The organism is Bradyrhizobium sp. WSM2793, assembly GCF_000379585.1.
GTDB lineage: Bacteria > Pseudomonadota > Alphaproteobacteria > Rhizobiales > Xanthobacteraceae > Bradyrhizobium.
The window spans coordinates 145,767-167,883 of sequence record NZ_KB902778.1 but is presented as its reverse complement, the minus strand read 5'-3'; the positions used below and the strand labels follow the sequence as shown (position 1 = coordinate 167,883).

The window sequence follows — 22,117 nt, the reverse complement described above, 5'->3', positions numbered from 1 at the left end:
GGCTTGATCGTCTTGTCTCTCCGGGTTCAAAGACTGCCCTCGTGGCCGGCATGAACTTGGTCTGGTTAGCCGACGGAAACGGACACGCTCGCGCTCTGGGTTAATGTCAGCCAAGGGCCACAAACGGAAGTCGATTGTTAGGGCGCTGCTGCGCGCTTCCACGCGGTTCGAAGCGTCATGCCGTTCGGCGTTCGGGGATTATCGAACTTGAGTTCGTCGGCGGATAGCAGCGTGATGGTTCTCTTCTGATTGGGAATAGCAGCAACGTTCGCGTAAGTACTGGCGGCAAGGTTGACCACCATCACCTTGGTCTGCTCGTCAATGGAGTAGGTGCCGTAATACGCGATGCTCGATGCGACGATGCTCTGAGCCTCTTCGGGCGTGGCCTTGGCACGGTCGTTGGCCGCAATCTTCGGGATTTCTGTACTTGATTGAAATAGGGAGAAGTGGCCGTCGTTCGAGAAGATGATTATGCCTTTTGGAGAGGGGCCGAACGGCTCTCCTTTTTTGCCGTCGTCCATCTCACTGGTAACAGACACTAGGGACCATGCGCCGACAATGGCGTCTTTAGCCGACTTCTGCTGACCAAATGCGGTCCCCGACAGGATGAAGCCGAGTGCAATGGTGACGAAAAGCCCTTTCATCGCAATTCTCCGTTTTGTAAGTATAAATTGTCAGCCGACGCCGACATCAGCGCAAGGCCGAAAGGTAGGCTTCGGATCAAAATCGGCGGTCGACGGCGCTTCTAGCCACTTCCGGTCTTCCCGCGACAGCCGACGCTCGGAGGAGCACTGAGCTAGGCAGCCTTGGGCCAAGAGCTGGCGTCCGTCGATGTTGGTTGTTGGCTAGCGGAAGGCTCTCTGTTGCGGCCAAGCTATAAACTGTTTGGTTACGTTGTCGCGACCCGCACTGGGCAGAACATCACAAGGGCGGTGATTGCTCGTGACTTTGCTCCAGATTTCTAGCAGATTGGATCTACTCGCACAGGTTGAAATTCGCCACTTTTCGGAGGATATCCTCTATGCCAAATATGACTGCCCTCGAACGGTGTAAGCACTTCGGCGTCGCGAACCTTCAGGGCATAGCTTACATGCCGGGTCCAACTAACTACACGAAAACTCAACCAGCAGGCTCGCTGTATGAGAATTCAGATTTCTACAACAACATCTTCGAGGAACTGTGGGGCTGCCTTAACCCCAACGGCATGGGCGAACGCGGACGAAGGGACCTCTATCGCTTTCGCCAGCAATTGGGCGTTAATTTCATTCATTGCTACGACTGGGCAGCGCCTATCTCGCAAAAAGATCAAAACGGTAAACTGATGCTGCTCAGACAGCACACCGGCTTCCTGCGTGTCTGCCACGATCAGGGCATGAAGGCGACTGTTCCAATCAGCAATTACACGATGATGCTCCTGAGCCAAAACAAGATCGCCGAAGCCCGAAAGAATGTCGAGGAAATCATTAGCGAGGTCTATTCGGTGGCTGTGCCCCCCAACAGTGCGCCTATTCCCGGTGTGGGGATGTGGAAGATTTTCAATGAGTATGAATTGTGGTGGGACAAAGATCCGGCGCACGTGGTCACTGTCATGACATGGATCGCTGAATGGGAGGGTAAGAACAACATCTTAGATCAGAATGCCCTGCCGGTGATGGTGTGCACATCGTTCGGTGTGGAAGACAATATTCCGGGCGCGGGCTATCTCAAGAAGGTGCGGGACGTCCTTCTCCAGCGCGGCAGAATCGGCAACCACGATTCGGCCAGTTTCTGGAACGAGCGCATCGTGTTTGCTACCAATCCGCAAAACCCCGGCTCCTACATCCGGGACTACTTGGCCAACAGCTTGCCGAACTACTGGAAGCGTTACGACATTTCCGCTCCGCCCGTCATGTTCACTGAGCTCGGCTCGAGCATCGAGCAGACTGGAGGTGAGGCCCAGCAGGCAGAGTGGCTCTTGGAGCAGATCGCGGCATCAAAGCCCGGTAGCAGCAACGGCATGATGTTGGGCGCCTGCGTATTCCTGAACGAGGAGCGTCCATGGGAAGCCGGCGCGGAGAAGACCTTCGGCCTCATGCGCTTTGGGCCTGATAGCAGCTGGGGATTTCCAAAGCAGAATTTTCAAGCGGATACCACGTATCCCCAGTGGGATCCAAGCGGCTGGTGGTGGCCAAAGGCCGCGACATATCCGGTCGAGCAGCAGGCGCCGAAGCTGAGCTATCGATCTGTCGCAAGGGCCTGGGGGCAGCAGTAACTACTTGCTGTCGGCGGCGTCGTGCGCCGCGCCGAGCGGCACTGCTACCGGATTTCCGCTCCAGCTGCGATAGCGACATCGACCAGCACAGGATCCGTTTCGGGTCAAAATGCGAAACTCAACCTGAGTAAATCTGGTCCGCCGTGTCTCGCCAAGCTACAGATAGGGGCTGACGAGGAAGCCGTCGCGCGGTTCCGTCGCTCGGTCGAGAACAACCGAAATCATCCACGCTCGCATTTCTTTCTCGCCGCGGCGCTGGCGCATCTCGGTCGGCTAGATGAGGCGCGGTCCGCGGTCCAAGCGGGGCTTGCGCTCAATCCAAGTTTCACTATCCGCCGCTTCCGCGCCGGCGCATTGGGTGACAATCCGACCTACCTCCGAAGATCACATAGAAGCTGCAACTCCAGGCGTTGAATTTCTCCTTTGGGTCAGACTGCAAACAACTCAACCTGGGCAAATGTCGTCCGCCATACCTCGATGAACGGACGCTCGTTAGCCGAGGCACCGGTTCGTCGAAGGGGCCAAAAGGCGACATGCTGCGGCCTGTTCGGTAGGTCCTCTCGCGATGCAGGCGATACCGAATGGCTTCGCTGCGACATCGCGATGAAGTCAACGCCGCGTACGCTCATTCCGCTCAAAACCACGGAGTGCCTTTTCGCTTCGCCATCACCAGCTTCGACGGTGTCGATGGCACCTTCAAGTAGCTGACGTGGTCTCTGAGGGCGACGATGAACCGCCATAACGTCCAGGGCGACCCATCAATACGCGGATCTTGCAATCTGAGTTCTACCGTCTCGAAGTCGGTCTCTCCGTAGGGAGATAAACAACATGGCATCACCCGGGAAAATCCAGGAGTACGGATCTCAGGCACCAAATGCGATTGCGGCGAAGTTATTCAACTTTGAAGTCGGCAAGTTCGCCATAAAGCCGGAACATTCCAGTTGGCTGATCAGTGTCGTCGCTCCGAAATTACGGGGCGGAGGAAGCCTTACCATTATAGGCCTTGCGAGTCGTACCGGCAGCGACGATTTCAACATGCAATTGTCGCAGAACAGGCTGCGGGCCGTGATTGATTTGCTTCGCAAGGAAGCGCCCAACAATTTCAAAGTTGCGCTCGAGGTGGCGAAAGGGGAGCGCGCGGCCATGTATGCGGGTGAAATGGATGGGGTGGAAGACGAAAGCTGGCGTGGTGTCATCATCTCAGTGTGGAACAAACCAAACCCACCACCTCCACCTCCTCCTCCGCCACCACCGCCGCCACAATCGAGACCTCAATATTATCCGGCGGAACGCAAATTCTTCAAGCGTTGGCTTGGCTTCGGTGTTAAGTCTGGCGGACAGTTGTTGATCGGCGGCATCGAGAGCACTACCGCGTACGTCGTGAACTTAGGAGATTTGGAGACTTTTGATCTCCAGATTGTCAGCAGTCGATGGGGACTGGGTCTTGGAGGCAGCGGAGGGGCCGTTGCTGTTATCGGCTTTGGTTTCCGCGTTCCGTACGAATTGCACCGTGAACCCTTAAATGACTGGGGCGTCAATGTCGCATTCACCGAGAAGCTAATCTCGAAATCGGCACTACAATCAATCCATCACAGCAAGTACTTCATCGATGGCTTGAAAAACGGTAAGTACGTGGCGCCCACGCTAAATGCGCGAAACGCCTTTACGGCTGTTGGCTTGCTTCAGAACGTGAGAAATGCACTCCACACGCTCTACGGAGGACTCGAGGCAGCCAAGGGCTCGGGCGTCATTGTGCTCGACCTGCCGTTTTTAGGTTTGGGACTTGAGTTGTCCGCTTTCTTAACGCGAGGAACTATGTACGTCTCGAATCCTTCCCATTGGGTTGAGCCGAGTTGAAGGCTCAGGCAGTGATGCTGTTTGATGCCGCAGTTTGGTCAGAGGCGGGCAAGCCAACAAGATCACGATTGAAGACGCGATCGCCGGCATTGAGGGCTTCGCTGCCGCCGCCCGCCAAGTACTGTTAGGTCTCCCGGTCGATGTGGCCGCACAACTCAACGGTGCGGCGACGGTAGAAAGAGAAGTCGCCGCGATCGCTGCCGTGCCTTTTGAACCTCAATAGCCCCAATGAGACCCATCGGAAAGCGCGCAAGGCGCCTGGTCCGGAGATCAATGGGAGGAGCGTATCATGGCGATCATCCTGAAACCCATAAACTTGATCGGCTTCTCCATCGCGAAATCCGTTGGCCTCAAGGGTTCGAACCAGCCGGACGATATCTTCATGATCAAGACGCTGTTGAACGGCATCGCGCCCCAGGACGGCGGCGGCGATGGAACGCTCGATATCAACGATCTGACCAACACGCCGGAAGCCATGGAGCCGGTGATCGACGCGATACTCGTGTTTCAGAATGCCCAAACTGGCCTGCTGCACGACGGTCGCGTCGACCCCGAAAAGAATACGATCAAGCGCATGCGTCTGATGTTCAACCGTCGCAAGGGCGGCGGGCTCGACGTGAACGTAACGATTACGCCGGACGGTCCGATATTCGGGCCATGTGATGCGCGCGGATTCAGCGCCGCAAGGCTCAGGCTGGGCGGCGACGAATGGTCGGCATTTGACGGCCTTGCGCCGGTTCGCCAGATGGTTCCGATAGGCAAGACGCGGAAGCTGAAGTTGAAAGGGACAAACGGCGCCGCGGTGGGATTTGCCCTCGAGAGTTCCAGGGTGGAAATGCTCGAACGAACGAGCGACACCGTCACGGTAATCGGACGTTTGGAGGGTAATGCCGACTTGAGCGTAATCGTCGAAGGTCAGAGGGGTCCGATCCCGGTTCGCCTCCAGGTGCGCAAGGCATTTTCGATTCCGATCGACGTGGTCCATCTCGGTCGGGCGACGCTCGCCAACGGCCTCATGATCGCTACACAGCGCGCCGTTACCAGCGTCGTCAGTCGGATCTACGACAATCAGTCAAACCTGACGTTCACATCTGCCACAAGCCGAATCGTCGATGCCGTGACCACCGAAGGCCGGGTAGTGCCGATAGATCCGAACAAGAAGCTTAGCATCCGCTCCGGCTTCGGTCCATTGACTACGGCACAGGATTTCCGATTTGACGATCTCAAGTCGCTCGTCACCAATCCTGCGGCGATCACCATGTTCATTTCAACACAAATCATCGATGACCAAGACTCGAACATTGCCGGGCGGCGATCCCGGCAATCGAATGCTATGCTTCAATCCCGCAACGCCGGGAAGCGTGAACACCAATATTGTGCCCGCGCATGAGATCGGGCATGCCCTAGGTCTGGGCCACATCACGACAAAGAACAACACAGTGTTCCTGATGAACCCGGCCGTTCAGTTGAATAATATAATCATCCCATGCGAGACACTGGTCCAGCTCCCATCGTGACGACACGCCTACCTTTGATGTAGCAATAGTACAGGCGGTCAGATCACGCTCAACTGCCCGAACGGAGGCAATGTAGCACATCGCCAGAACAAGGCAGCTAAATACGGGAGACGTTCGGTAAGGCCGCACAAACGGCGCCCGGTAAAATTCCAAGCTCGGAAGGTCAGGCGCGTATCTCGTCGTACACTGCGGTAGTCTGGCGCCGTCGTCTTCAGTTTGATCGCTATCGCATCACGCGACCAACAAGCCCAGCTTGCTAACCATCGCAAGCGAGCGTTCGACGCTCTCTCGGGTTGACAGCCACAGCGGCTCGGCAGGGCTTCCGTCCTTGTCCTTTTGTTCGATCCGGATGGTCGACCCGAATGCTTCAGTCATTTCGGCCGTGATCTGGTCTATGGTACGAGCGCCATCGAGCAGTTGCAGGAAATACCGCGTCCGGTCGTCCTCCAACTGTACCGTTTGGTGGAGCAGGTTGGTGACCAGCGGACCTGTCTGCGACTGCTTGCGGGCCAGCAAGCTCGCCTGCGGGTGGTCGGTAACTTCCTTCAAGAGGAAAGGCGGCGAGACCAGGAAGGAGACCTCGCCGCTGCAGGCCAGGATGTACATCGCATCCGTCAGTGCCCGTTCGTCATCATTGGCTCGGCGGCCGTCCAGCAGCGCGCGCGCACCATCCAGCAGCTCACTGAATGACAGCGCCCGCGGCCAGGCTCGGCCGAGGCACAAATGTGCGGCCTTCAGAATCGGATTGGTCACTGTAATCCTGCTGCCGTCGTGGTTCTCGAACTCCATCGGGGAATCGTCGGTCAGGCAGGCCTCGGGATCGAGCGGGCTGGTCGTGCTCAGGAGGTGATATCGCCTGACGAAATCCACGTCGATCTGCCGGTTGACGGAAACGTCGTCGTGGCAGAACAAGGTACGACGGAAGCCGTTGCCGTCGACAAAGTCCTGATACTGGTCGCGTGCCATGAACTCGCTCTCCGGGAAGCGCTGCAGCGTGGCGCGGACCTCCTCGGAATGGCCGGCGAGATAGCGGCGCGCGAAATGAGAATCGCCGAGATACTGCAGGCCGTGGCGGCCGGCATCCTCGGCGACCTCGTGCAGCAGGAAGGCGGTTGCGTCGTCGTCGAGGTCGTCGTGAAACAACAATTCGTCCGGAGCTTTGAGCACACGATTGTACTGGTCCCGCATGATCGCGCCGTGCACCGTGTTGGCCTTGGAGCCCTCGCTCAGGAACTTCAGGATCGCGCGGGCCTGTCCGACCTTCTCCTTCATGCCGGTGAGGCGGCGGGTGTGATACCGCATCATGTCGCGGACCATGTCGCGAAGATGGGAGAATGGGTGCGCATTGTAGCTGACATAGCAGACCCCGCGCGGCGCCAGATTTTGCTTGAAGATCGCCATCATCTTCTCGCGCACGTGGGGCGGTACCCAGGAGTAAACGCCGTGCGCAATGATGTAGTCGAACTTCCCGAAGCTTGTGTCGACATTCATGATGTCGCAGTGCAGAAGCTTGATGTTGTTCAGACCCAAGGTCGCGATATTCTGCTGGCCGCGCGCGATCGTCACGCCGCTCAGGTCGACGCCGACGAATTCACTGTCCGGATATTGAAAGGCCATCGGCAACAGGTTGCCGCCAACGCCGCAGCCGAGCTCCAGTACCCGACAATGCTCGACCGGAGCAGGCTGCATGCCGTAAACGGTGGCGATCGTTGCGAGATGATTGGGGTGGGTGAGCCCGTAGACGTGGCCGGGGTAGTAGACCTCGTCATACGGTGTGGGGCCGGTAACGGGCTGGCGATGCTCCGACTGAATGTTCATCGCGCTCAGCTCCACGAATATGCGAACTTGTCGTCCGCGATCGAGACGCGTGTCTGCCTGATCTCTTCCTTGGCAAGCGATTTGCTGAGGAACTCGCGCGACAGCTCCGGCAGCAGGGTATTGGTGATGATGTTGTCGATCATGCGTCCACCGGAGTCCGGATCGTTGCAGCGTGACACGATGTGCTCCACGACTGCATCGTCGTAGCTGAAGGCCGCGTTGTGATTGTCGCGCAGTCGCCGTCCGATGCGGTCGAGCTGCAGCCGGGCGATGCCGGCGAGCATCTCGTCCGAGAGCGGGAAGTAGGGGATCGAGACGATGCGCCCGAGCAGCGCGGCAGGAAATACCTTGAGCAATTCCGGCCTCAGCATCTTGGCGAGTTCTTCCGGCTCATTGCGATACTTCGGATCGCGCGAAAGCGCCATGATCAGATCGGTGCCGACGTTGGTGGTCAGGATGATCAAGGTGTTCTTGAAGTCGATTCGTCGCCCGTTGCCGTCCTCCATGACTCCTTTGTCGAACACCTGGAAAAAGATCTCGTGGACGTCGGGATGGGCCTTCTCCACTTCGTCGAGCAGGATGACACTGTAGGGCTTGCGCCGGACAGCCTCCGTGAGGCGACCGCCTTCGCCATACCCGACATAGCCGGGAGGCGCTCCCTTGAGGGTCGAGACGGTATGCGCCTCCTGGAACTCCGACATGTTGATCGTAATCATGTTCTGCTCGCCGCCGTAGAGGGTTTCGGCGAGCGCCAGGGCGGTTTCGGTTTTACCAACCCCGGACGGTCCGGCCAGCATGAACACGCCGATCGGTTTCGACGGGTTGTCCAGCTTGGCACGGCTGGTCTCAATTCGCTTGGCGATCATCGTCAAGCCATGGGACTGGCCGACGACGCGGCGGTTGAGGATCTCCGGCAGCTTCAGCACGGTTTCGATCTCGTCCCGCATCATCCGGCCGACAGGGATGCCGGTCCAGTCGGACACCACGGACGCCACCGACTGCTGGTCCACATGGGCGTAGACCATCCGTTTTTCCGGATTGATGCCCTCCAGCGTCTCGAACTTGCCGCGCAGCTCCGCGCGCTTGGCGGCCGGATCCTGATCTTCCTTGGGTTCGGACAGGATGTCACGAATGCTGCGGATGTCCTTGACCAGCTCCTGCTCCTTGGCCCAGTCGCCCTCGAGGTTCGTCAACTTGTGCTTCAGTGTTGCGATATCGCTGTCGATCGCGGCAACGCGCTCGCTGTCCTCGATGCCCAGGTCGCTGTCGTTGACCAGCGCCGATTTCTCAGCTTCGCGAGCGGTGATCGCGACGCGCGTATCCTCGATCAAGGCCGGCGTCGCGCTCTGGCTGATCGCCACGCGGGCCGAAGCGGTGTCGATCAGGCTGACGGCCTTGTCCGGTAGCTGTCTAGAGGGAATGTAGCGGTGCGAGAGGTTGACGGCTGCAACGATTGCAGCATCGGAGATGCGAACACCGTGGTGCTTTTCCATCGGGCCGAGAAGGCCCCGTAGCATCACGCAGCAGGTCTCGACGTCAGGCTCGTCGATCTGGATCGGCTGGAAGCGCCGCGTGAGCGCGGGATCCTTCTCGATGTACTGGCGATACTCAGCCCACGTGGTGGCGGCGATCGTGCGTAGCGTGCCACGGGCGAGGGGAGGCTTCAGGAGGTTGGCTGCATCACCGGTGCCGGCTGCGCCGCCGGCGCCGATCAGTGTGTGGGCTTCATCGATGAACAGGATGATAGGGGTCGGTGAACTCTGCACCTCATCGATCACCGAGCGCAGCCGCTGCTCGAATTCGCCCTTCATCGAGGCGCCGGCCTGCATCAGGCCGATGTCGAGCGCGCAGAGCCTGACACCGCGTAGCGGTGGCGGCACGTCGCCGGCGGCGATTCGCTGGGCGAATCCCTCGACCACGGCCGTCTTGCCGACGCCGGCTTCGCCCGTGAGGATCGGATTGTTCTGTCGCCGCCGCATCAGAACGTCGATCAGCTGGCGGATCTCTTCGTCCCGACCCAGGATCGGGTCCATCTCGCCCGACTTGGCCTTGGCTGTGAGATCCTGCGAGAACCGGTCGAGCGGCGTCGTCCCCTTGGTGCTTGCCTGATCCGCGCCCTCGGGACCGGCGCCGACCAGCCCCGAGCCGTCCATCGGACGCATGGATTCCTCGTCGGAGCCGGCCCAGACGGCGCGGCGCTCCGCGGCCAATGCGTCGACGTTCACCTTTGCAAATTCCTGGGAGAGGTTGTTCAGCGTGCGGCGGATGTCATTCGACTTGAGCCCGGCCACCAGCAGATGGCCGGTGCGGATCTGGGTTTCGCCGAAGAAGAGCGTGGCGTAGTGCCAGCCGCGATCGAGAAGATCGATGACCGGATTGGCGACGCCCGGCATATCGGTTTCGTTCTTGCGGAAGCCGTTGATCACGCCAGCAAGGTCCGACAGCAACCGTGACCGGTCGAGCTTGTAATGGTCGACCGAGAGGCTAAGGTCGGTGCGGTCCTGCTGCAGGATATGAAAGAGCCAGTGCGCAAGCTCGACGTTGCGGTTGCCGGCGCTCTTGGCGTGGCGGAGAGCCTGTATGAAGGCGTCATAGCCAGCGCGGTTCAGTTTGCCGGTTACCGCTTCAAGGCTGATGTCGGTCACGGCGGCCCCTCCTGCTCCTTGCTCCGCGGATGCCTCGCACCTGGCGGAATTGCCTCGAATCCCATGATGTTAGGACGACAGGGGCGGCCGATAGGTTCAAATCGCCGCGGCATCCGCTGCGCTGTTCCGACGGGCCCTCAGGCGCTCGCCAAGCTGAAAGCGGGCATCGCGGCGATATTCTTCCGTGGACGTCCAGTTCGGCGAGACCCAGGTGGTCCATCCAAGTCGTCCGCTCTGGCCGAGTCTGACCGGGGCGACCTCTCCCGCTGGAATGGCGAGTTCAACCTCCCACTCCAATTCGTCGCCGATATAAAAGAAGACGGCGTCCGCCAGCGGCTCCGACAAGTTGCGGCTTTCGGTCGGCAGAAACTGCTCGTATTGAGCAAAATTCTCGACGAAGACCCGAACCCTGATCTTGTCCTCGACGCTGAACACCCGTGAGCCGAGAAGGGCGTCTCTACCGAGGCTGGCATGTGCCTGCCCGATCCGGCTGCAGTGACTTGGGTCGAACGCGAGCCAGGTGCCGACAAACTCGTCGATCTCGACTTTGACATCGAACAGCCCCTGCAGGAACCGCGTCAGCCGTGACGCGCACTTCGCCCTTGGGGCGATAAGCCCGGCGAAGCCGAGCTTCGCCATGTCCGGTACGGTGTCCCGATTGGCGAAGACGTCGGAGCCTAGGCCCGCGAAGGAGCCGACATAGGCGATGAAGCGATCCTCTGCCGGCCGATCGTGCTGCGCGATCGGCCGCGCATCGGCCCAGGCGCGAAAGAACAGCTGCAGGAAGCGCCCGTTGAGCAGGTCGAGAAATCGCGGGAAAGCGTCATCCCGCATCAGCCACCAGCTGAGACTTTCATCCGTGGTGGCAAGCGGCAGCGCGCCCTGGGGCCCGAGCAGACCCAGAAACTTGACGAGTATCCTGAGCCGGCCGTCCTGATCGTCGACCGCTGCAAGATTGGAGGCGGGGAACTCCAGATAGGGCACCTGACCGAGGTCGACATACTCCTCGCGGCGAGCGGCGCTGTCACCGATCCGCGGTCGATCCCGGTTGGCTCGCTCCAGCTGGCGCAGCGTATTGAAGAAATCGAACCGCCAGGGTTCGGACTTCATCTGGTCGATCAGCGTCACAACGGTCTCCGCGTGCCCATGCGCGGTTGCCACCGCATGATCTCGCCGCGCTCCGGCGTGGAGATGACTGTCTGGGTAAACGTGTTGAAGCCCGAATAGTCGGCGAAGAATCGCTCCAGTACGGCTCCAAGCAAGAACACGCCGCTCCCCTCGAAAGCCTTCTCGTCGAGTACGACGGTGATCTCCAGCCCGCGCGCTGCGCCGCTACCCGTGCGCTCTCGCACCCGCCGCACCACCGGCCGGCTTTCGATCGAGCGCACGCCGCGGATCTTACGTTCCGTGGCTTCGTCGTACTGGTCGGCGAACAAAGACAGCATTTCGCGCAGCGCCCCGGCGTTCTTGCCGCCACCACGCTCGACAAGGCCAAGGTAGTTCAGGCTCAGCATGTTGATCAGCCGCCAACTGACAACTCCGCTATTGGCGATCTCGCTGCGGCTGCGCAACTGAGCCACCACCGGCTCCCGTGGACGTGTGGGACCGGCGACGCACACCAGATCGAGGGACGTATCATCCAGCAGGCGGAAGTCGGCGCCGCCGTGGCCAACCGGCAGGTGCTCCGTGAGGTGCCGATTGGAGCACAGCGCCCGGACGCTGAGTTCGGCAACGGGGTTTTCTCCGCTCAGCTCACCGGGCTCGAGCAGTGACAGGAACATGTCCGTCCCGGTGTAGTCGGACGATGAGCCATACGTCTTCTCCTCCATTGTGCGGCGTCGAGGCAGGCGGCGGACGGTGAAATAGAGACCCTCGACCGACCCCTTGGTCGGGTCGACGGCAGCCGAATACAGCGGGCGCACCAGCCGCTTGTCCTTCTCCGCCGGAAGATGCGCGTAGACTTCGATCACCTGGTGCGGTTCGTATTCGAGATAGCGACTACGATCGGGCACCACGTGGTATTCGTGGGTATTCGATTTGACGGGGATGCGATCGCTCGTCTTCTCGAACAGATTGATCGCCGGCGCAGTATAGAGCTTGAAGTTGTCGGGACGCACCGCGGCGGCAAGCCGCGAATTGTGTTCATCGAAAGCGAAGACGATGTCGATCGACTTGCTGCGCAGCTGCGGCATCACACTGCGCAGTCCGGTCAGGTTGACCCCAAGGAACTTGCGTGGAAATACGAAATATTCCCGCAGCAGCTCCGAGCCTCGGAATATCCGATTATCGTTGGGAAACAGCGACTCGTTCTCATCGAAGCCGATCCGTTGAACGCAGTCGAGCGGCGCACGCGTCACCACGGGATCGCCGAAGTCGTCGAGATGGCGGAAGTAGACACCCCTGCAATTCGAGATCAATTGCTCGTAAAGCGCGATGGAATCTGACTCCGCGCCGGAGAGGTAGATCGGGAGCTCGCCCACGCGGCAGCCTGCAAACCAGGTTTCCGGTTTGGTCCGGGCCTCGGTGTCGGACGGTTCCTCATCGAGCCGGGCCGCGGTACGGTGGGTCAACGACAGTCTCAGTCCCGCTATAACATCGCCGCCGACCGGTATCCCGAGTGCCTCCAGTGCGCCGGCTGTCGAAAAGTATTCGGCGCCGCTGAGGTCGAACGGCCAGAGCACGATGTCGCGGCAAAGTCGAAATCGGCAGGCGAGGCTTCGTTCTCTCTCTCGGTACGTGGTGTCGAAATACGCGCCGCGCGCGATCTTCTTGCCGTCGCGCAGCGCCGGATCGGCGTACGGTGGCTGCGCCGCGACCAGCATGGCCGACGGAGTCGGGGCAAGATAGTTCGGAACCAGCTGTTCGAGCAGGTTTGCGGTGAATTCCGGAAATTCGTGCTTGAGCTTCAGCTGAACGCGGGCGGCGAGAAACGCGGCGCCCTCCAACAGGCCGGTGATCATCGGATCCGAGCGATCCCGGATCAGTCCGCCGAGGCGTTCCGCGATTCCGGGGAATTCCTCGGCGAAGTCTCCCGCCTGCTCGTATAGCAGTGACAGTTCACGATTGTAGAAGTCCAGAAATTCGCGGTTCATGCTAAAGTCGATTGATCTGAATATCGCCGCTGTCGAGCTCGACGTCGGCGACGAATTCCACGGGAACGTTGAGCGGTTCGGCTTTCATGTCGGCTTGAACGATGAAGCGCAGCTTGAGCTGCTCAGGGCCGACCGAGCCGTCGCGGCGGACGCGGATTGTCTTGCGATCGAGCCTCGGCTCAAAAGTCGTCAGGGTCTCGCGCAGCGCGTCGCTGAGTTCATCGTCCGTGACCTCATCGATCGAACGATTGGCAATATCGGGAAAGCCATAGTTCAGGATCGACATTCGCACGCAATCCCGGCCGGTCATGTCCAGCGTCGATTCCAGAGCGATCGTATTGAGGAGCGTTTCGAGGTCATGGGAGACCTCGCGCCGCAGCAATGATTCCGAGATCGGATGGCGTCCCGTGCTGCGCCGGCCTGCGATGATCCGTTCACCGGACTGGTCGCGCAGATTGAGCTCCTTGCGCGCATCACGTGCCTCGTGAGCCGCGCGAAAGGCTAGCATGAGCGGTGGAGAAAGCCGATCCTTTTTTGGCGAAAGCGTCATTCCGGTCCCCATGTCGGCCGGGGCAATTGGCGTCCGGCGCGACCTGTCGTGATCAAGCGGGTGAGCCAAAAAGGGTGGGCGGGATCGCGCCGCATGGCAACGGTTATCCGTTATCGGTAACCAGCGCCAGGCGTGGACCAGTAGATCAAGCCCATTCCTTGTTGGCAGGAACGTCCCAGCCGAAGGTCGGCGACGCGCCGGCGGCGCCCTTCTCCGTCTGGGTCTTGTAAGTCATCTTGACCTTCGCAAAGTTCAGACTCACGTTCTCGGTCAGACGATCTTCGCCGTGCGACCCGCCGGTCGACACGCTGGTGACCAGAACCTGCTTCATCTCGATCTTGAGATATTCCAGCGGGTTCTCGCCGGCCTTGCGAACGGTAAGGATCGCGGTATCAATATGCTTGCCGTTCGCGCAGACCTTGAACAGTTCCGGCGTGGCCTTGTCGACGAAGTGCGTGAAGTGGAGATCCTGGACGCTGACCTTGCCGGCGCCGCCGCCGGATCCGCTGTGGAATGTACCGGTCTGGCTTTCGCCGAAAGACCAGCTCAAGACATCGATTTCGTCAGGATGTTTGTCGTCCTTCGATTCGCCCTTGATCGGATCGAGTTTCAAGAAAATATCGACAGCCATAGCATAGTCCTCTCAAAAATCTTGATATTGACGGTCGTGATGACGTGACGTCAGGAGCTCGGACCCGGCAGGCGCGAGACGAGGCTGAGGCCGACGTCCATCGCTTCAAGTTGAAAGTGGGGACGGAGAAAGAAGCGTGCGTTGTAGTATCCCGGGTTCTCCTCGTTTGCTATGACCTCAACCTTCGCAGCGGCCAGCGGCTTGCGCGCTTTCTGAGCTTCTGACGACAGGGCTGGATTGGCATCAACGTATTCGTTGATCCAGGTCTGCAGCCAGACCGTCAGCTCATCCTTCTCCTTCATGGATCCGATCTTGTCGCGAACCATGCACTTCAGATAGTGCGCAAAGCGAGACACTGCGAACATGTAGGGCAGACGTGACGATAAGTTGTCGGACGCGGTTGCATCCACGCCTTTCTCGCCGAAATACTTCTTCGGCTTGTAGAGCGACTGCGCACCGATGAAGGCCGCCTTGTCGGTGTTCTTGCGATGGATCAGCGGGATAAGGCCCGCCTTTGCAAGTTCGTGCTCACGACGATCGCTGATCGCGATCTCGGTCGGGCATTTCAGGTCGACGCCGCCGTCGTCGGTCGGGAACGTGTGCGTCGGCAGGTTGATGACCTCGCCGCCGGACTGCACACCGCGGATGCGCGTACACCAGCCGAACTCCTTGAAGGCGCGGTTGATATTGACTGCCATCGCGTAGGCGGCGTTGATCCAGCCGTATTTGTCGCCGGTATGCCCGTCGGTTTCTTCCTCGAAGGCGAACTCCTCCACAGGCTCGGACTTGGCGCCGTAGGGGAGGCGACCCAGTGCCCGCGGCATGCAGAGACCGAGATAGCGTGAGTCATCCTGGTCGCGCAGACCCTTCCAAGCCGCATATTCCGGCGTGTCGAACACCTTGCCGATGTCGCGCGGATTGGACAGTTCGGTCCACGAATCCATTCCCATCAGCGTGGGTTCGGCCCCGGCGAAAAAGGGGGCGTGGGCCGCGCCGGCAATCTTGCTGAGATCGCGCATCAACTGCACGTCGGTGGGCAGATGGCTGAAGTAGTAGTCTCCGATCAGGCAGCCGAACGGCTCGCCACCCAACTGGCCGAATTCGTACTCGTAGACCTGCTTGAACAGCGGGCTCTGATCCCAGCGGGCATCCGGATAGAGCCGGAGGTTGCGATAGAGTTCACTCTTGGAGACGTTCATCACGCGAATTTTGAGATTGGCGTCCGTCTCGGAATTGAAGACGAGGTAATGCAGACCGCGCCAGGCGCTTTCGATCGCCTGGAACTCCGGTGCGTGGAGGATCTCATTCATCTGCGCGGTGAGCTTCTGGTCGATCCGCGCGATCATCTCCTCGATGGTGTCGAGGACGTCGGATTTGATGACGCTGGTGTCCTTCAACGCTTCCTGGACGAGCGTTGATACCGCGTTCTCGACTTCGGTCGCCGCGCGTTCGGTGCGAGGCTTGAAGCTTTGCTTCAGCAGGGTTGCGAACTCGTCAGTCTCGACGGTCCCGAGCTGAGTAACGGTTGCTTTCTGACCAGCTTCTTTTGCCATGGTCCCCAGTCCTTCCCTTATTTCTCAACGTCGGGTTCGGTCGGCTGGCCGGCTGCGCGCTCCTGCAGCGCGGCCATCAGTTGCGGATCGCTGAGAAGCTTCTTCAACTGATCCTCGGCGGCCACCTTGCCGTCCATGTAGCGCAGCAGGTTGGCGAGCCGTTCGCGGGCCTCCAGCAGCTTGGCCGTAGCTGGAACTTGCCGGGCGACCGCCACCGGTGAGAAGTCGGCCATCTTGTTGAAGCGCAGGCCGATGGAAATCTTCTCGTCGGGCGCATCGCCCAGACGATTAGCCACCCGTGTCGTCACGCCGGGCTGAATTGCCGCCATGCGGTTGTCGAAATTGTCCATGTCGAACTCGAGGAATTTGCGCTCCTCGACCTTGGACTTCTCGACGCCGGCGTTGTTGCCGGAGAGGTCGGAGAGGACGCCCATGACAAACGGCAGCTCGATAAGCCGCTCGGCGTCGTAGGGATCTTCGTATGTGATGTGCACGCGCGGTGCGCGGTTTCGCCGAATGAATTTTTGACCGCTGTCCGTAGCCATGGCTGCCCTCTCTACTTGGAAACCGACTTGCGCGACGCAGGCTGATAAGGCGGCTCAACTCGCGGTCGACAAGCTTCCTTATGTCCTGTTAGTGCCGCCGAGCGAAAAGCGGGTTCAATGCGATTTGTCGATTGTCTTGAGCGCCCCCTCGGGCAGGACGTCATTCAAGAGGCTCAGGAAGTCTCGCTGCGCGAGATCGCGCGCGCGGTCGACCAAAAAAGGGATCGGGCTGGACGGCTCTGCGGCTCGGAAGAATGCCGCCACCTTCACCAATAGGCCCAGAGCTTGAGTTCTGCTTTCTACACAAAAAACAATATCTTGAGATGCGTTCTCGACCGTGGACGAGGGTGTTATGGCGAGTTCCGCCATCCGTTCGATAGGCAGGTCGAAAACCTTGTCGCGCCCGATGTTGATCGCGGCGCTCTCCACGTGGGTGGGCACCAGCATCCGCATCACCTCGATGAATGACTTGCCGACCATTTCCTGCGCCTGGCGCACCAGCAACAGCGCCGGGTTGGACGGTTCCATTCGGGAGAAATAGTCCGCCGCGGCCGCAAGTGCTGCGGTGGCCTGCGCTGACGAAGCCAGCGCGCCGGTCGTTTCCAGTGGCGCTTGCGCGTCAACCGGTGCCGCATCGTCCGATAGCGCGGCCACTGCGGCCGGATCACGCTCCGTGACAACACCCGCAAGCCACGCGGCCATACCGTTTACGACTCCGGAGACTCGATCGAGGCTGATGGGTTGACCCGTGTTCAACTTTTCGTGCCAGATCGCCTTGAGGCCGGAAATTTCAGCCGCGACCGCCGAGCACCGGGCACTCACGGCCTTGAGGGTGTGGAGATCGGTATCGCCGATGATGCGCTCGATAGTCGCTAGATCGGGGCCGCCCGCGTCGGCATCGCCGCGGGTAATTTCGCCTTTTGCGACCTGATAGGCCCGGTAATTGAGGCTGCCATGCCTGCGGTTCTCGATCAGCGGAAGGAATTGGAGGGGGTTGATCACGGTTGGAAACACATCGATCGCTTCGACCGTGACTGCCCGAAGCGCATAGTCGCCGTCTTGGGCCCTCGGATGCACCGCCTCCCACTGATCCCTCAGCAGCGTGGTGGTCGCCTTCAGGCAATTCAGAAAGCCGTCGAGATCCCGGTTGAGGATGGAGAACTTGGCCAGCAGCATGTTCAGGCGCAGATCGCGGGTGCGCGCCAGAAGGGGCCGTACGGCCTCAAACTGGCCCGCAATATCGACGGCCTTCGGATCGAATCGTCCGCGCTCTCCATTGGCGTTGACGACCTCGAAATACGACATCGGCAGCAGGGATTCCGCACCTGCGAAAAAATTGAGGTACTGTATGTCGCCGGCGGCGTCGAGGTCCGGCCCGCAGGGATCTTCGGCCGCTATGGCCTGGGTGAGGGATGCTACGTCGAGCATGCGCGGATCGTCCGTCTCCTAAGCCATCCGCCCCTCTGCCGAAGCCCGTGTCGTCCAACGGATCGGGCAGGGGAGGATCACGATCTGATTGCCTTGGTAGGTCAGATCCATGATGGCGCTGGTTCATTCCCCAAACGATCATGACAGTTTCGCGTGAACCGGCAAGCTCTTGGAGGCGACTATACTTGAGGGGCGAGGTGGTTCTTTGGACGGCTGCCGTGGCGCGTCAGAAGGCCCGCCCGCCCTCGGGGCGGACTTGCCGGCCCTGTCAGCGGCAGAAGGGATTTCCGTGGTTCTTGCATGACGCCTGATCTGCACTTCTGCGGATCACGCGGACGAAGAGGGAGTTAACGCCCACATGGGCCAGCTTACCCAGGATACCCGCCTCTGCGAGCTCAAGACGCCTCTCGGCAAAGACGTTCTGGTTTTCGTCGGATACGAGGCTTCGGAAGGACTTAGCGAACTCTTCGAATATCGCATCGAGTGTCTCAGCGAGGATGCCGATCTCGACTTCGACCGCGCGATCGGTCAGCAATGTACACTGACCATCAAGCTGCACGAAAAGGAACGCGAGTTCAGCGGCATTCTCACGGAAGCCCAATGGCTGGGGGTGAAGAACGACTACTTCAGCTATCGGATCGTACTGAGGCCTTGGCTATGGCTGTTGTCGCGAACCACCGATTGCCGGATCTGGCAGGACAAGAAGGCGCCCGACATCATCAAGGAAGTCTTCAACGATCGCGGCTTCACCGACTATGAATCCAAGCTGACGGAAGAGGGCTCCTGTCCGAAGCTCGAATATTGCGTTCAGTACCGGGAGACCGATCTGAATTTCGTTTGCCGGCTGATGGAACAGCACGGCATCTACTACTATTTCAAGCACGAGGGCTGCAAGCACACGCTGGTGTTGGCGGACTCCAAATCGTCGCATAGCCCGATCAACGGCCTTGCCACGATACCCTACATTCCGCTGACGGGAGCCGATCGGCGCGGCGAGCAACACATCTACGAATGGGTCTCGGAGCGTCGATTTCGGACCGGCAAGGTCGAGCTCAACGACTACAACTACCAGAAGCCCAACGCGCAGATGATCAGCGACGCCAAGGGTAACGAGCACTACACGCGGTCGGAGATGGAATTTTACGACTATCCAGGCAAGTTCAAGGAGAAATCCGACGGCGAGCGTTACGCGAAGATCCAGCTCCAGTCCGAACAGGCCATGGACCGGCGGCGGCGCGGCAACGGCGACGCAGTCAACCTGTTCCCCGGCGGACTGACTAAGCTCGAAAAGCACCACAAAGACTCGCAGAATGTCGAATATCTCGTGGTGCGAGCCACCCATTCGTTCTCGATCGAATCCTATCGCACTGGCGGCCCGAGCGACGCCAGCCAACACGTCTATTTCGGCAGCTACGAGTTTCTGCCAAGTGATCGGCCGTTCCGCGCGCCGATGCTGACGCCGAAGCCGAGGATCAACGGCGTCCAGACCGCCAAGGTGGTGACCAAGGACGACAATTCCAGCGAGGAGATCGACGTCGAAAATCTCGGCGAAATCTATGTCCGGTTCTTCTGGGACCGGAAGAAAAAGCGGTCATGCCGGTTGCGCGTCGCCCAGGTCTGGTCCGGCAAGAAATGGGGCGGCCAGATCATTCCGCGCGTCGGACAGGAGGTGGTCGTCGAATTCCTGGAAGGAGATCCGGATCGGCCGCTGGTGATCGGCACCGTATATAACGACGAATACAAGCTGCCCTACGATCTGCCGTCCAAGAAGACGATCGCGGGATTGAAATCGGACTCCACCAAGGGGGGCGGCGGCTACAACGAGTGGAACTTCGAGGACAAGAAGGGCTCCGAGAAGATCACGGTGCACGCCGAGAAGGACCACGACGTGACGGTCCGCGACACCGAGACGCGGACCATCGGCGAAGCCGCGTTCGGTGGCGACACCCGCAAGACCACCCTCGTCAACGGCAATGACAAGCTCGACATCGAGCTGGGAGGTCAGCATATCACCATGACGATGGATCAGTCCGTCACCGCGGGCCTGACCATCACGCTCATGGCGAACGTCAACATCACCCTGCAGGTTGGCCCCAGCCAGATCATCCTGACCCCTGCGGGTATCGTCATCAACGCGCCGACTATCGCGATGACCGCGCAGGGCGCCATGGCACTAGCAGCCGGGGGACCGCTGGGCGCCCACGGCCTGCCAACTCTTGTCGGCTGACCGCTATGAGCCAGGCTCGGTTCGCTACGGTGCAGGATCTGTTTCAGGCCTATCCCATGGCGCGCCACGACGTCGGAAAGGCGGAGGTCAACAAGCCTTCGCTGGACTTCCTTCAGGACGCCACCGATGCGCGCAATTGGCACGGAGCCGTCTCTTTCTGCGCCTATCTGCTGCCCAGGCGCGTGGCGGTTGCCTGGGGATGCCGCTCGTTGCGACGGATGTTCGACCAGTTCGATGCCAACGACAGCAGGTCGCTGAATTTCGTGGAGACCTGGGTCAGGCAGCCGGACGAGCAATCCCGGAACAAGGCGCTGGCGGTCGGCAATGCCAACGATCCCGAGCAGCCGGCGACATGGCTGGCGCTGGCGGCCGGATGGTCCGGCGGAAGCGTGGTTCCGGCAGAATTTGCGCCGGTCGAGGCCAAGCCCGACCAAGCCGCGCGCGCGGTGCGAGCGGCCCTGCTGATCGCCCTTTGCCGGCTGCCCCGCGAGTCCCGGGACCGGATAATGACGGCATGCCTGGAGGATGGTATTCAATTGGCACGCGGCGAACCGCGCCCTCCGCGCTGACGAGACGATGAGATGGTGCTTCGCTTCAATATCGAGAACGAACCGAATCTTCCGGACGGCGGCCCTGTATCGTTTTCGGTCACGGGCAGGCGGTCGGTCGATATTGGCCGGGACCGTCACCTCGACTGGACGTTGCCCGATCCGACGCGGATGATTTCCGGAAAGCACTGCGAGGTGCATTTTCGCGACGGCGGCTATTGGCTGCATGACGTCTCGACCAATGGCACTTTTCTCAATGGTGCCGACCAGCGCATCCGGGGGCCACACCGGTTGCGCGACGGCGATCGACTTACCATTGGCCACTACATCATCGGAGTTTCACTGGAGCACGAGGCGGGCGGGCGCGTCCCGGACCGCGAGGCGCAACCGCGGGCTTCTCCCGTCCAGCAGCATGCCGGGTACCAGGAGCTTTGGGCGGCCGACCGCGACGTGCCGCCGCCGATCGATCCACAGCAGCTGAAGAACCCACGCGAGGCGGCGCGGCCGATCAATCCGGAGTTTCTGGATTGGGCCGCGAGCGTCCCGGCGCCGGGAGTGGATCCGTTTCGACGTCAATCGCCGACGCCTCCGCACCAGCCCGATGCGCAGGACGACATGAGCTGGGCCGCCGGCCCGGTCGCGACGCCGAGAGCACTGGTCGAGGCACCACCCGCCATGCCGACCCCGCGCCGGCCATCGGTGTGGACCGATGATGAAACAGTGCCCGTCCAGCCGCCGCCATCGCCGGCCCGGCCACCCGTTGAGCAGTCCCGCCCGGCACAAGTGGTGGGCGAAGGGCCAGCCGCGGCCAAGCCGGTCGGCGATACCGAGTTCGCGCGGCTGGTGGCACGTGCTGCGGGGTTGCCGGACAATTTCTTTGCCAACAAGACCGACGCGGAGCTCGCCGAACAGCTCGGCACGATCTTGCGCATGACCGTAGACAATCTGATGGCGCTGCTGCAGGCGCGAACTCAGGCCAAGCAGCTGACCCGCAGCACCAGCCAGACGACTGTCCAGGCCGTGGAGAACAACCCGCTGAAATTCTCGCCGACTTCGGAAGAGGCCATGCGCATATTGTTCGGGCCGCGGACGCGCAGCTATCTCGACGCGCAACGAGCCTTCGCGCAGGGCTTCGGCGACCTCAAATCGCATCAGTTGAAGACGTACATGGCGATGCAGCACGCTGTCCACGAGCTCATCGCCGGCATCGATCCGACGCTCATGGCGCGCGAGCTCGAGCTTCAGCGCGGCGCAAACTCCTGGTTCGGCTCGAACAAGGGCAAACTCTGGGACGAATTCCTGACGCGCTGGAAGGCGCATCTCGGCCGCGACAATAGCGCGCCGATCGATACTTTCATGTTGCATTTTTCGGACTATTACGACCGCGCCGACAAGGGCGGCTCAAAGTGACTATCGGCGACCACGCGGTCGCCAAACGCTGCTGAGTGGATGTAG

The 22,117-nt window shown here is 60.4% G+C and carries 19 protein-coding genes; 9 read left to right on the top strand and 10 right to left on the bottom strand.

Translation table 11 applies throughout. The features are described 5' to 3' along the window. Positions 1-137: 137 nt before the first annotated feature. The gene (locus A3AS_RS0113895) at positions 138-644 is read right to left on the bottom strand and encodes a lipocalin-like domain-containing protein (RefSeq protein ID WP_018318191.1); all 507 of its coding nucleotides are present in this window, start codon (positions 642-644) and stop codon (positions 138-140) included. A gap of 377 nt (positions 645-1,021) precedes the next feature. Here A3AS_RS0113895 and A3AS_RS0113890 point away from each other — a divergent pair, with 377 nt between their 5' ends. The 6 genes from A3AS_RS0113890 (at position 1,022) to A3AS_RS50005 (ending at position 5,625) form a co-directional block, all read left to right on the top strand. Further along, positions 1,022-2,251: a hypothetical protein gene (locus A3AS_RS0113890; RefSeq protein ID WP_157644272.1), complete on the top strand. Its 1,230-nt coding sequence runs from the start codon at positions 1,022-1,024 to the stop codon at positions 2,249-2,251. A gap of 21 nt (positions 2,252-2,272) precedes the next feature. Next, positions 2,273-2,665: a tetratricopeptide repeat protein gene (locus A3AS_RS47200; protein WP_157644271.1), complete on the top strand. Its 393-nt coding sequence runs from the start codon at positions 2,273-2,275 to the stop codon at positions 2,663-2,665. 414 nt (positions 2,666-3,079) lie between these two features. Continuing rightward, positions 3,080-4,108: an OmpA family protein gene (locus A3AS_RS0113875; protein WP_049814879.1), complete on the top strand. Its 1,029-nt coding sequence runs from the start codon at positions 3,080-3,082 to the stop codon at positions 4,106-4,108. Positions 4,109-4,142: 34 nt separating this feature from the next. Further along, complete coding sequence (locus A3AS_RS0113870; RefSeq protein WP_018318186.1) at positions 4,143-4,331, top strand: hypothetical protein; 189 nt, start codon at positions 4,143-4,145, stop codon at positions 4,329-4,331. Positions 4,332-4,397: 66 nt separating this feature from the next. Further along, complete coding sequence (locus A3AS_RS0113865; protein ID WP_018318185.1) at positions 4,398-5,498, top strand: hypothetical protein; 1,101 nt, start codon at positions 4,398-4,400, stop codon at positions 5,496-5,498. After that, positions 5,392-5,625 carry a matrixin family metalloprotease gene (locus A3AS_RS50005; RefSeq protein WP_371260669.1) on the top strand — a complete coding sequence of 78 codons (234 nt, stop codon included), beginning with the start codon at positions 5,392-5,394 and terminating at the stop codon, positions 5,623-5,625. Before A3AS_RS0113865 ends, A3AS_RS50005 begins: the two co-directional genes overlap by 107 nt. Positions 5,626-5,856: 231 nt before the next feature. On the opposite strand, the gene A3AS_RS0113860 is transcribed toward A3AS_RS50005, so the two are convergent. The 9 genes from A3AS_RS0113860 to A3AS_RS0113820 all read right to left on the bottom strand — a co-directional run bounded on the left by A3AS_RS0113860 (position 5,857) and on the right by A3AS_RS0113820 (position 17,887). Further along, entirely contained in the window at positions 5,857-7,443 is a 1,587-nt protein-coding gene (locus A3AS_RS0113860; RefSeq protein ID WP_049814885.1) for a class I SAM-dependent methyltransferase, read from the bottom strand. 5 nt (positions 7,444-7,448) lie between these two features. Continuing rightward, positions 7,449-10,088 carry a type VI secretion system ATPase TssH gene (tssH, locus tag A3AS_RS0113855; RefSeq protein ID WP_018318183.1) on the bottom strand — a complete coding sequence of 880 codons (2,640 nt, stop codon included), beginning with the start codon at positions 10,086-10,088 and terminating at the stop codon, positions 7,449-7,451. Positions 10,089-10,184: 96 nt separating this feature from the next. Beyond that, positions 10,185-11,249, bottom strand: coding sequence for a type VI secretion system baseplate subunit TssG (tssG, locus tag A3AS_RS0113850; RefSeq protein WP_018318182.1), 1,065 nt, complete (start codon positions 11,247-11,249; stop codon positions 10,185-10,187). Then, positions 11,213-13,180 (bottom strand): type VI secretion system baseplate subunit TssF, encoded by a 1,968-nt coding sequence (tssF, locus tag A3AS_RS0113845; RefSeq protein WP_018318181.1) that lies wholly within the window; start codon positions 13,178-13,180, stop codon positions 11,213-11,215. Before tssF ends, tssG begins: the two co-directional genes overlap by 37 nt. Position 13,181: 1 nt before the next feature. Further along, a complete protein-coding gene (gene tssE, locus A3AS_RS0113840; RefSeq protein WP_018318180.1) occupies positions 13,182-13,730 on the bottom strand; it encodes a type VI secretion system baseplate subunit TssE in 549 nt (182 codons plus the stop codon). Between the two features lie 145 nt (positions 13,731-13,875). After that, positions 13,876-14,361, bottom strand: a complete 486-nt coding sequence (locus tag A3AS_RS0113835) for a type VI secretion system tube protein Hcp (protein WP_018318179.1) — start codon at positions 14,359-14,361, stop codon at positions 13,876-13,878. A gap of 50 nt (positions 14,362-14,411) precedes the next feature. Continuing rightward, complete coding sequence (gene tssC, locus A3AS_RS0113830) at positions 14,412-15,914, bottom strand: type VI secretion system contractile sheath large subunit (protein ID WP_018318178.1); 1,503 nt, start codon at positions 15,912-15,914, stop codon at positions 14,412-14,414. A 17-nt stretch (positions 15,915-15,931) separates the two neighbouring features. Further along, positions 15,932-16,459 carry a type VI secretion system contractile sheath small subunit gene (gene tssB, locus A3AS_RS0113825; protein ID WP_018318177.1) on the bottom strand — a complete coding sequence of 176 codons (528 nt, stop codon included), beginning with the start codon at positions 16,457-16,459 and terminating at the stop codon, positions 15,932-15,934. Between the two features lie 114 nt (positions 16,460-16,573). After that, complete coding sequence (locus tag A3AS_RS0113820; protein WP_018318176.1) at positions 16,574-17,887, bottom strand: ImpA family type VI secretion system protein; 1,314 nt, start codon at positions 17,885-17,887, stop codon at positions 16,574-16,576. Between the two features lie 358 nt (positions 17,888-18,245). Between A3AS_RS0113820 and A3AS_RS0113815 the strand changes: the two genes are divergently transcribed. Genes A3AS_RS0113815 through tagH form a run of 3 tightly spaced genes read left to right on the top strand, consistent with a single transcriptional unit; the run spans position 18,246 to position 22,072 of the window. Next, positions 18,246-20,114 (top strand): type VI secretion system Vgr family protein, encoded by a 1,869-nt coding sequence (locus A3AS_RS0113815; RefSeq protein WP_018318175.1) that lies wholly within the window; start codon positions 18,246-18,248, stop codon positions 20,112-20,114. Positions 20,115-20,170: 56 nt separating this feature from the next. Next, positions 20,171-20,683 carry a hypothetical protein gene (locus A3AS_RS0113810; RefSeq protein WP_245283198.1) on the top strand — a complete coding sequence of 171 codons (513 nt, stop codon included), beginning with the start codon at positions 20,171-20,173 and terminating at the stop codon, positions 20,681-20,683. Positions 20,684-20,695: 12 nt separating this feature from the next. Further along, a complete protein-coding gene (gene tagH / locus A3AS_RS0113805) occupies positions 20,696-22,072 on the top strand; it encodes a type VI secretion system-associated FHA domain protein TagH (protein WP_018318173.1) in 1,377 nt (458 codons plus the stop codon). Positions 22,073-22,117: the final 45 nt, after the last annotated feature.

Coding starts and splice junctions, on each gene's coding strand:
- A3AS_RS0113895 (WP_018318191.1), bottom strand. CDS start 644: ATGAAAGGGCTTTTCGTCACCATTGCACTCGGCTTCATCCTGTCGGGG.
- A3AS_RS0113890 (WP_157644272.1), top strand. CDS start 1,022: ATGCCAAATATGACTGCCCTCGAACGGTGTAAGCACTTCGGCGTCGCG.
- A3AS_RS0113875 (WP_049814879.1), top strand. CDS start 3,080: ATGGCATCACCCGGGAAAATCCAGGAGTACGGATCTCAGGCACCAAAT.
- A3AS_RS0113865 (WP_018318185.1), top strand. CDS start 4,398: ATGGCGATCATCCTGAAACCCATAAACTTGATCGGCTTCTCCATCGCG.
- A3AS_RS50005 (WP_371260669.1), top strand. CDS start 5,392: ATGACCAAGACTCGAACATTGCCGGGCGGCGATCCCGGCAATCGAATG.
- A3AS_RS0113860 (WP_049814885.1), bottom strand. CDS start 7,443: ATGAACATTCAGTCGGAGCATCGCCAGCCCGTTACCGGCCCCACACCG.
- tssF (WP_018318181.1), bottom strand. CDS start 13,180: ATGAACCGCGAATTTCTGGACTTCTACAATCGTGAACTGTCACTGCTA.
- tssE (WP_018318180.1), bottom strand. CDS start 13,730: ATGACGCTTTCGCCAAAAAAGGATCGGCTTTCTCCACCGCTCATGCTA.
- A3AS_RS0113835 (WP_018318179.1), bottom strand. CDS start 14,361: ATGGCTGTCGATATTTTCTTGAAACTCGATCCGATCAAGGGCGAATCG.
- tssC (WP_018318178.1), bottom strand. CDS start 15,914: ATGGCAAAAGAAGCTGGTCAGAAAGCAACCGTTACTCAGCTCGGGACC.
- tssB (WP_018318177.1), bottom strand. CDS start 16,459: ATGGCTACGGACAGCGGTCAAAAATTCATTCGGCGAAACCGCGCACCG.
- A3AS_RS0113820 (WP_018318176.1), bottom strand. CDS start 17,887: ATGCTCGACGTAGCATCCCTCACCCAGGCCATAGCGGCCGAAGATCCC.
- A3AS_RS0113815 (WP_018318175.1), top strand. CDS start 18,246: ATGGGCCAGCTTACCCAGGATACCCGCCTCTGCGAGCTCAAGACGCCT.
- A3AS_RS0113810 (WP_245283198.1), top strand. CDS start 20,171: ATGGCGCGCCACGACGTCGGAAAGGCGGAGGTCAACAAGCCTTCGCTG.
- tagH (WP_018318173.1), top strand. CDS start 20,696: ATGGTGCTTCGCTTCAATATCGAGAACGAACCGAATCTTCCGGACGGC.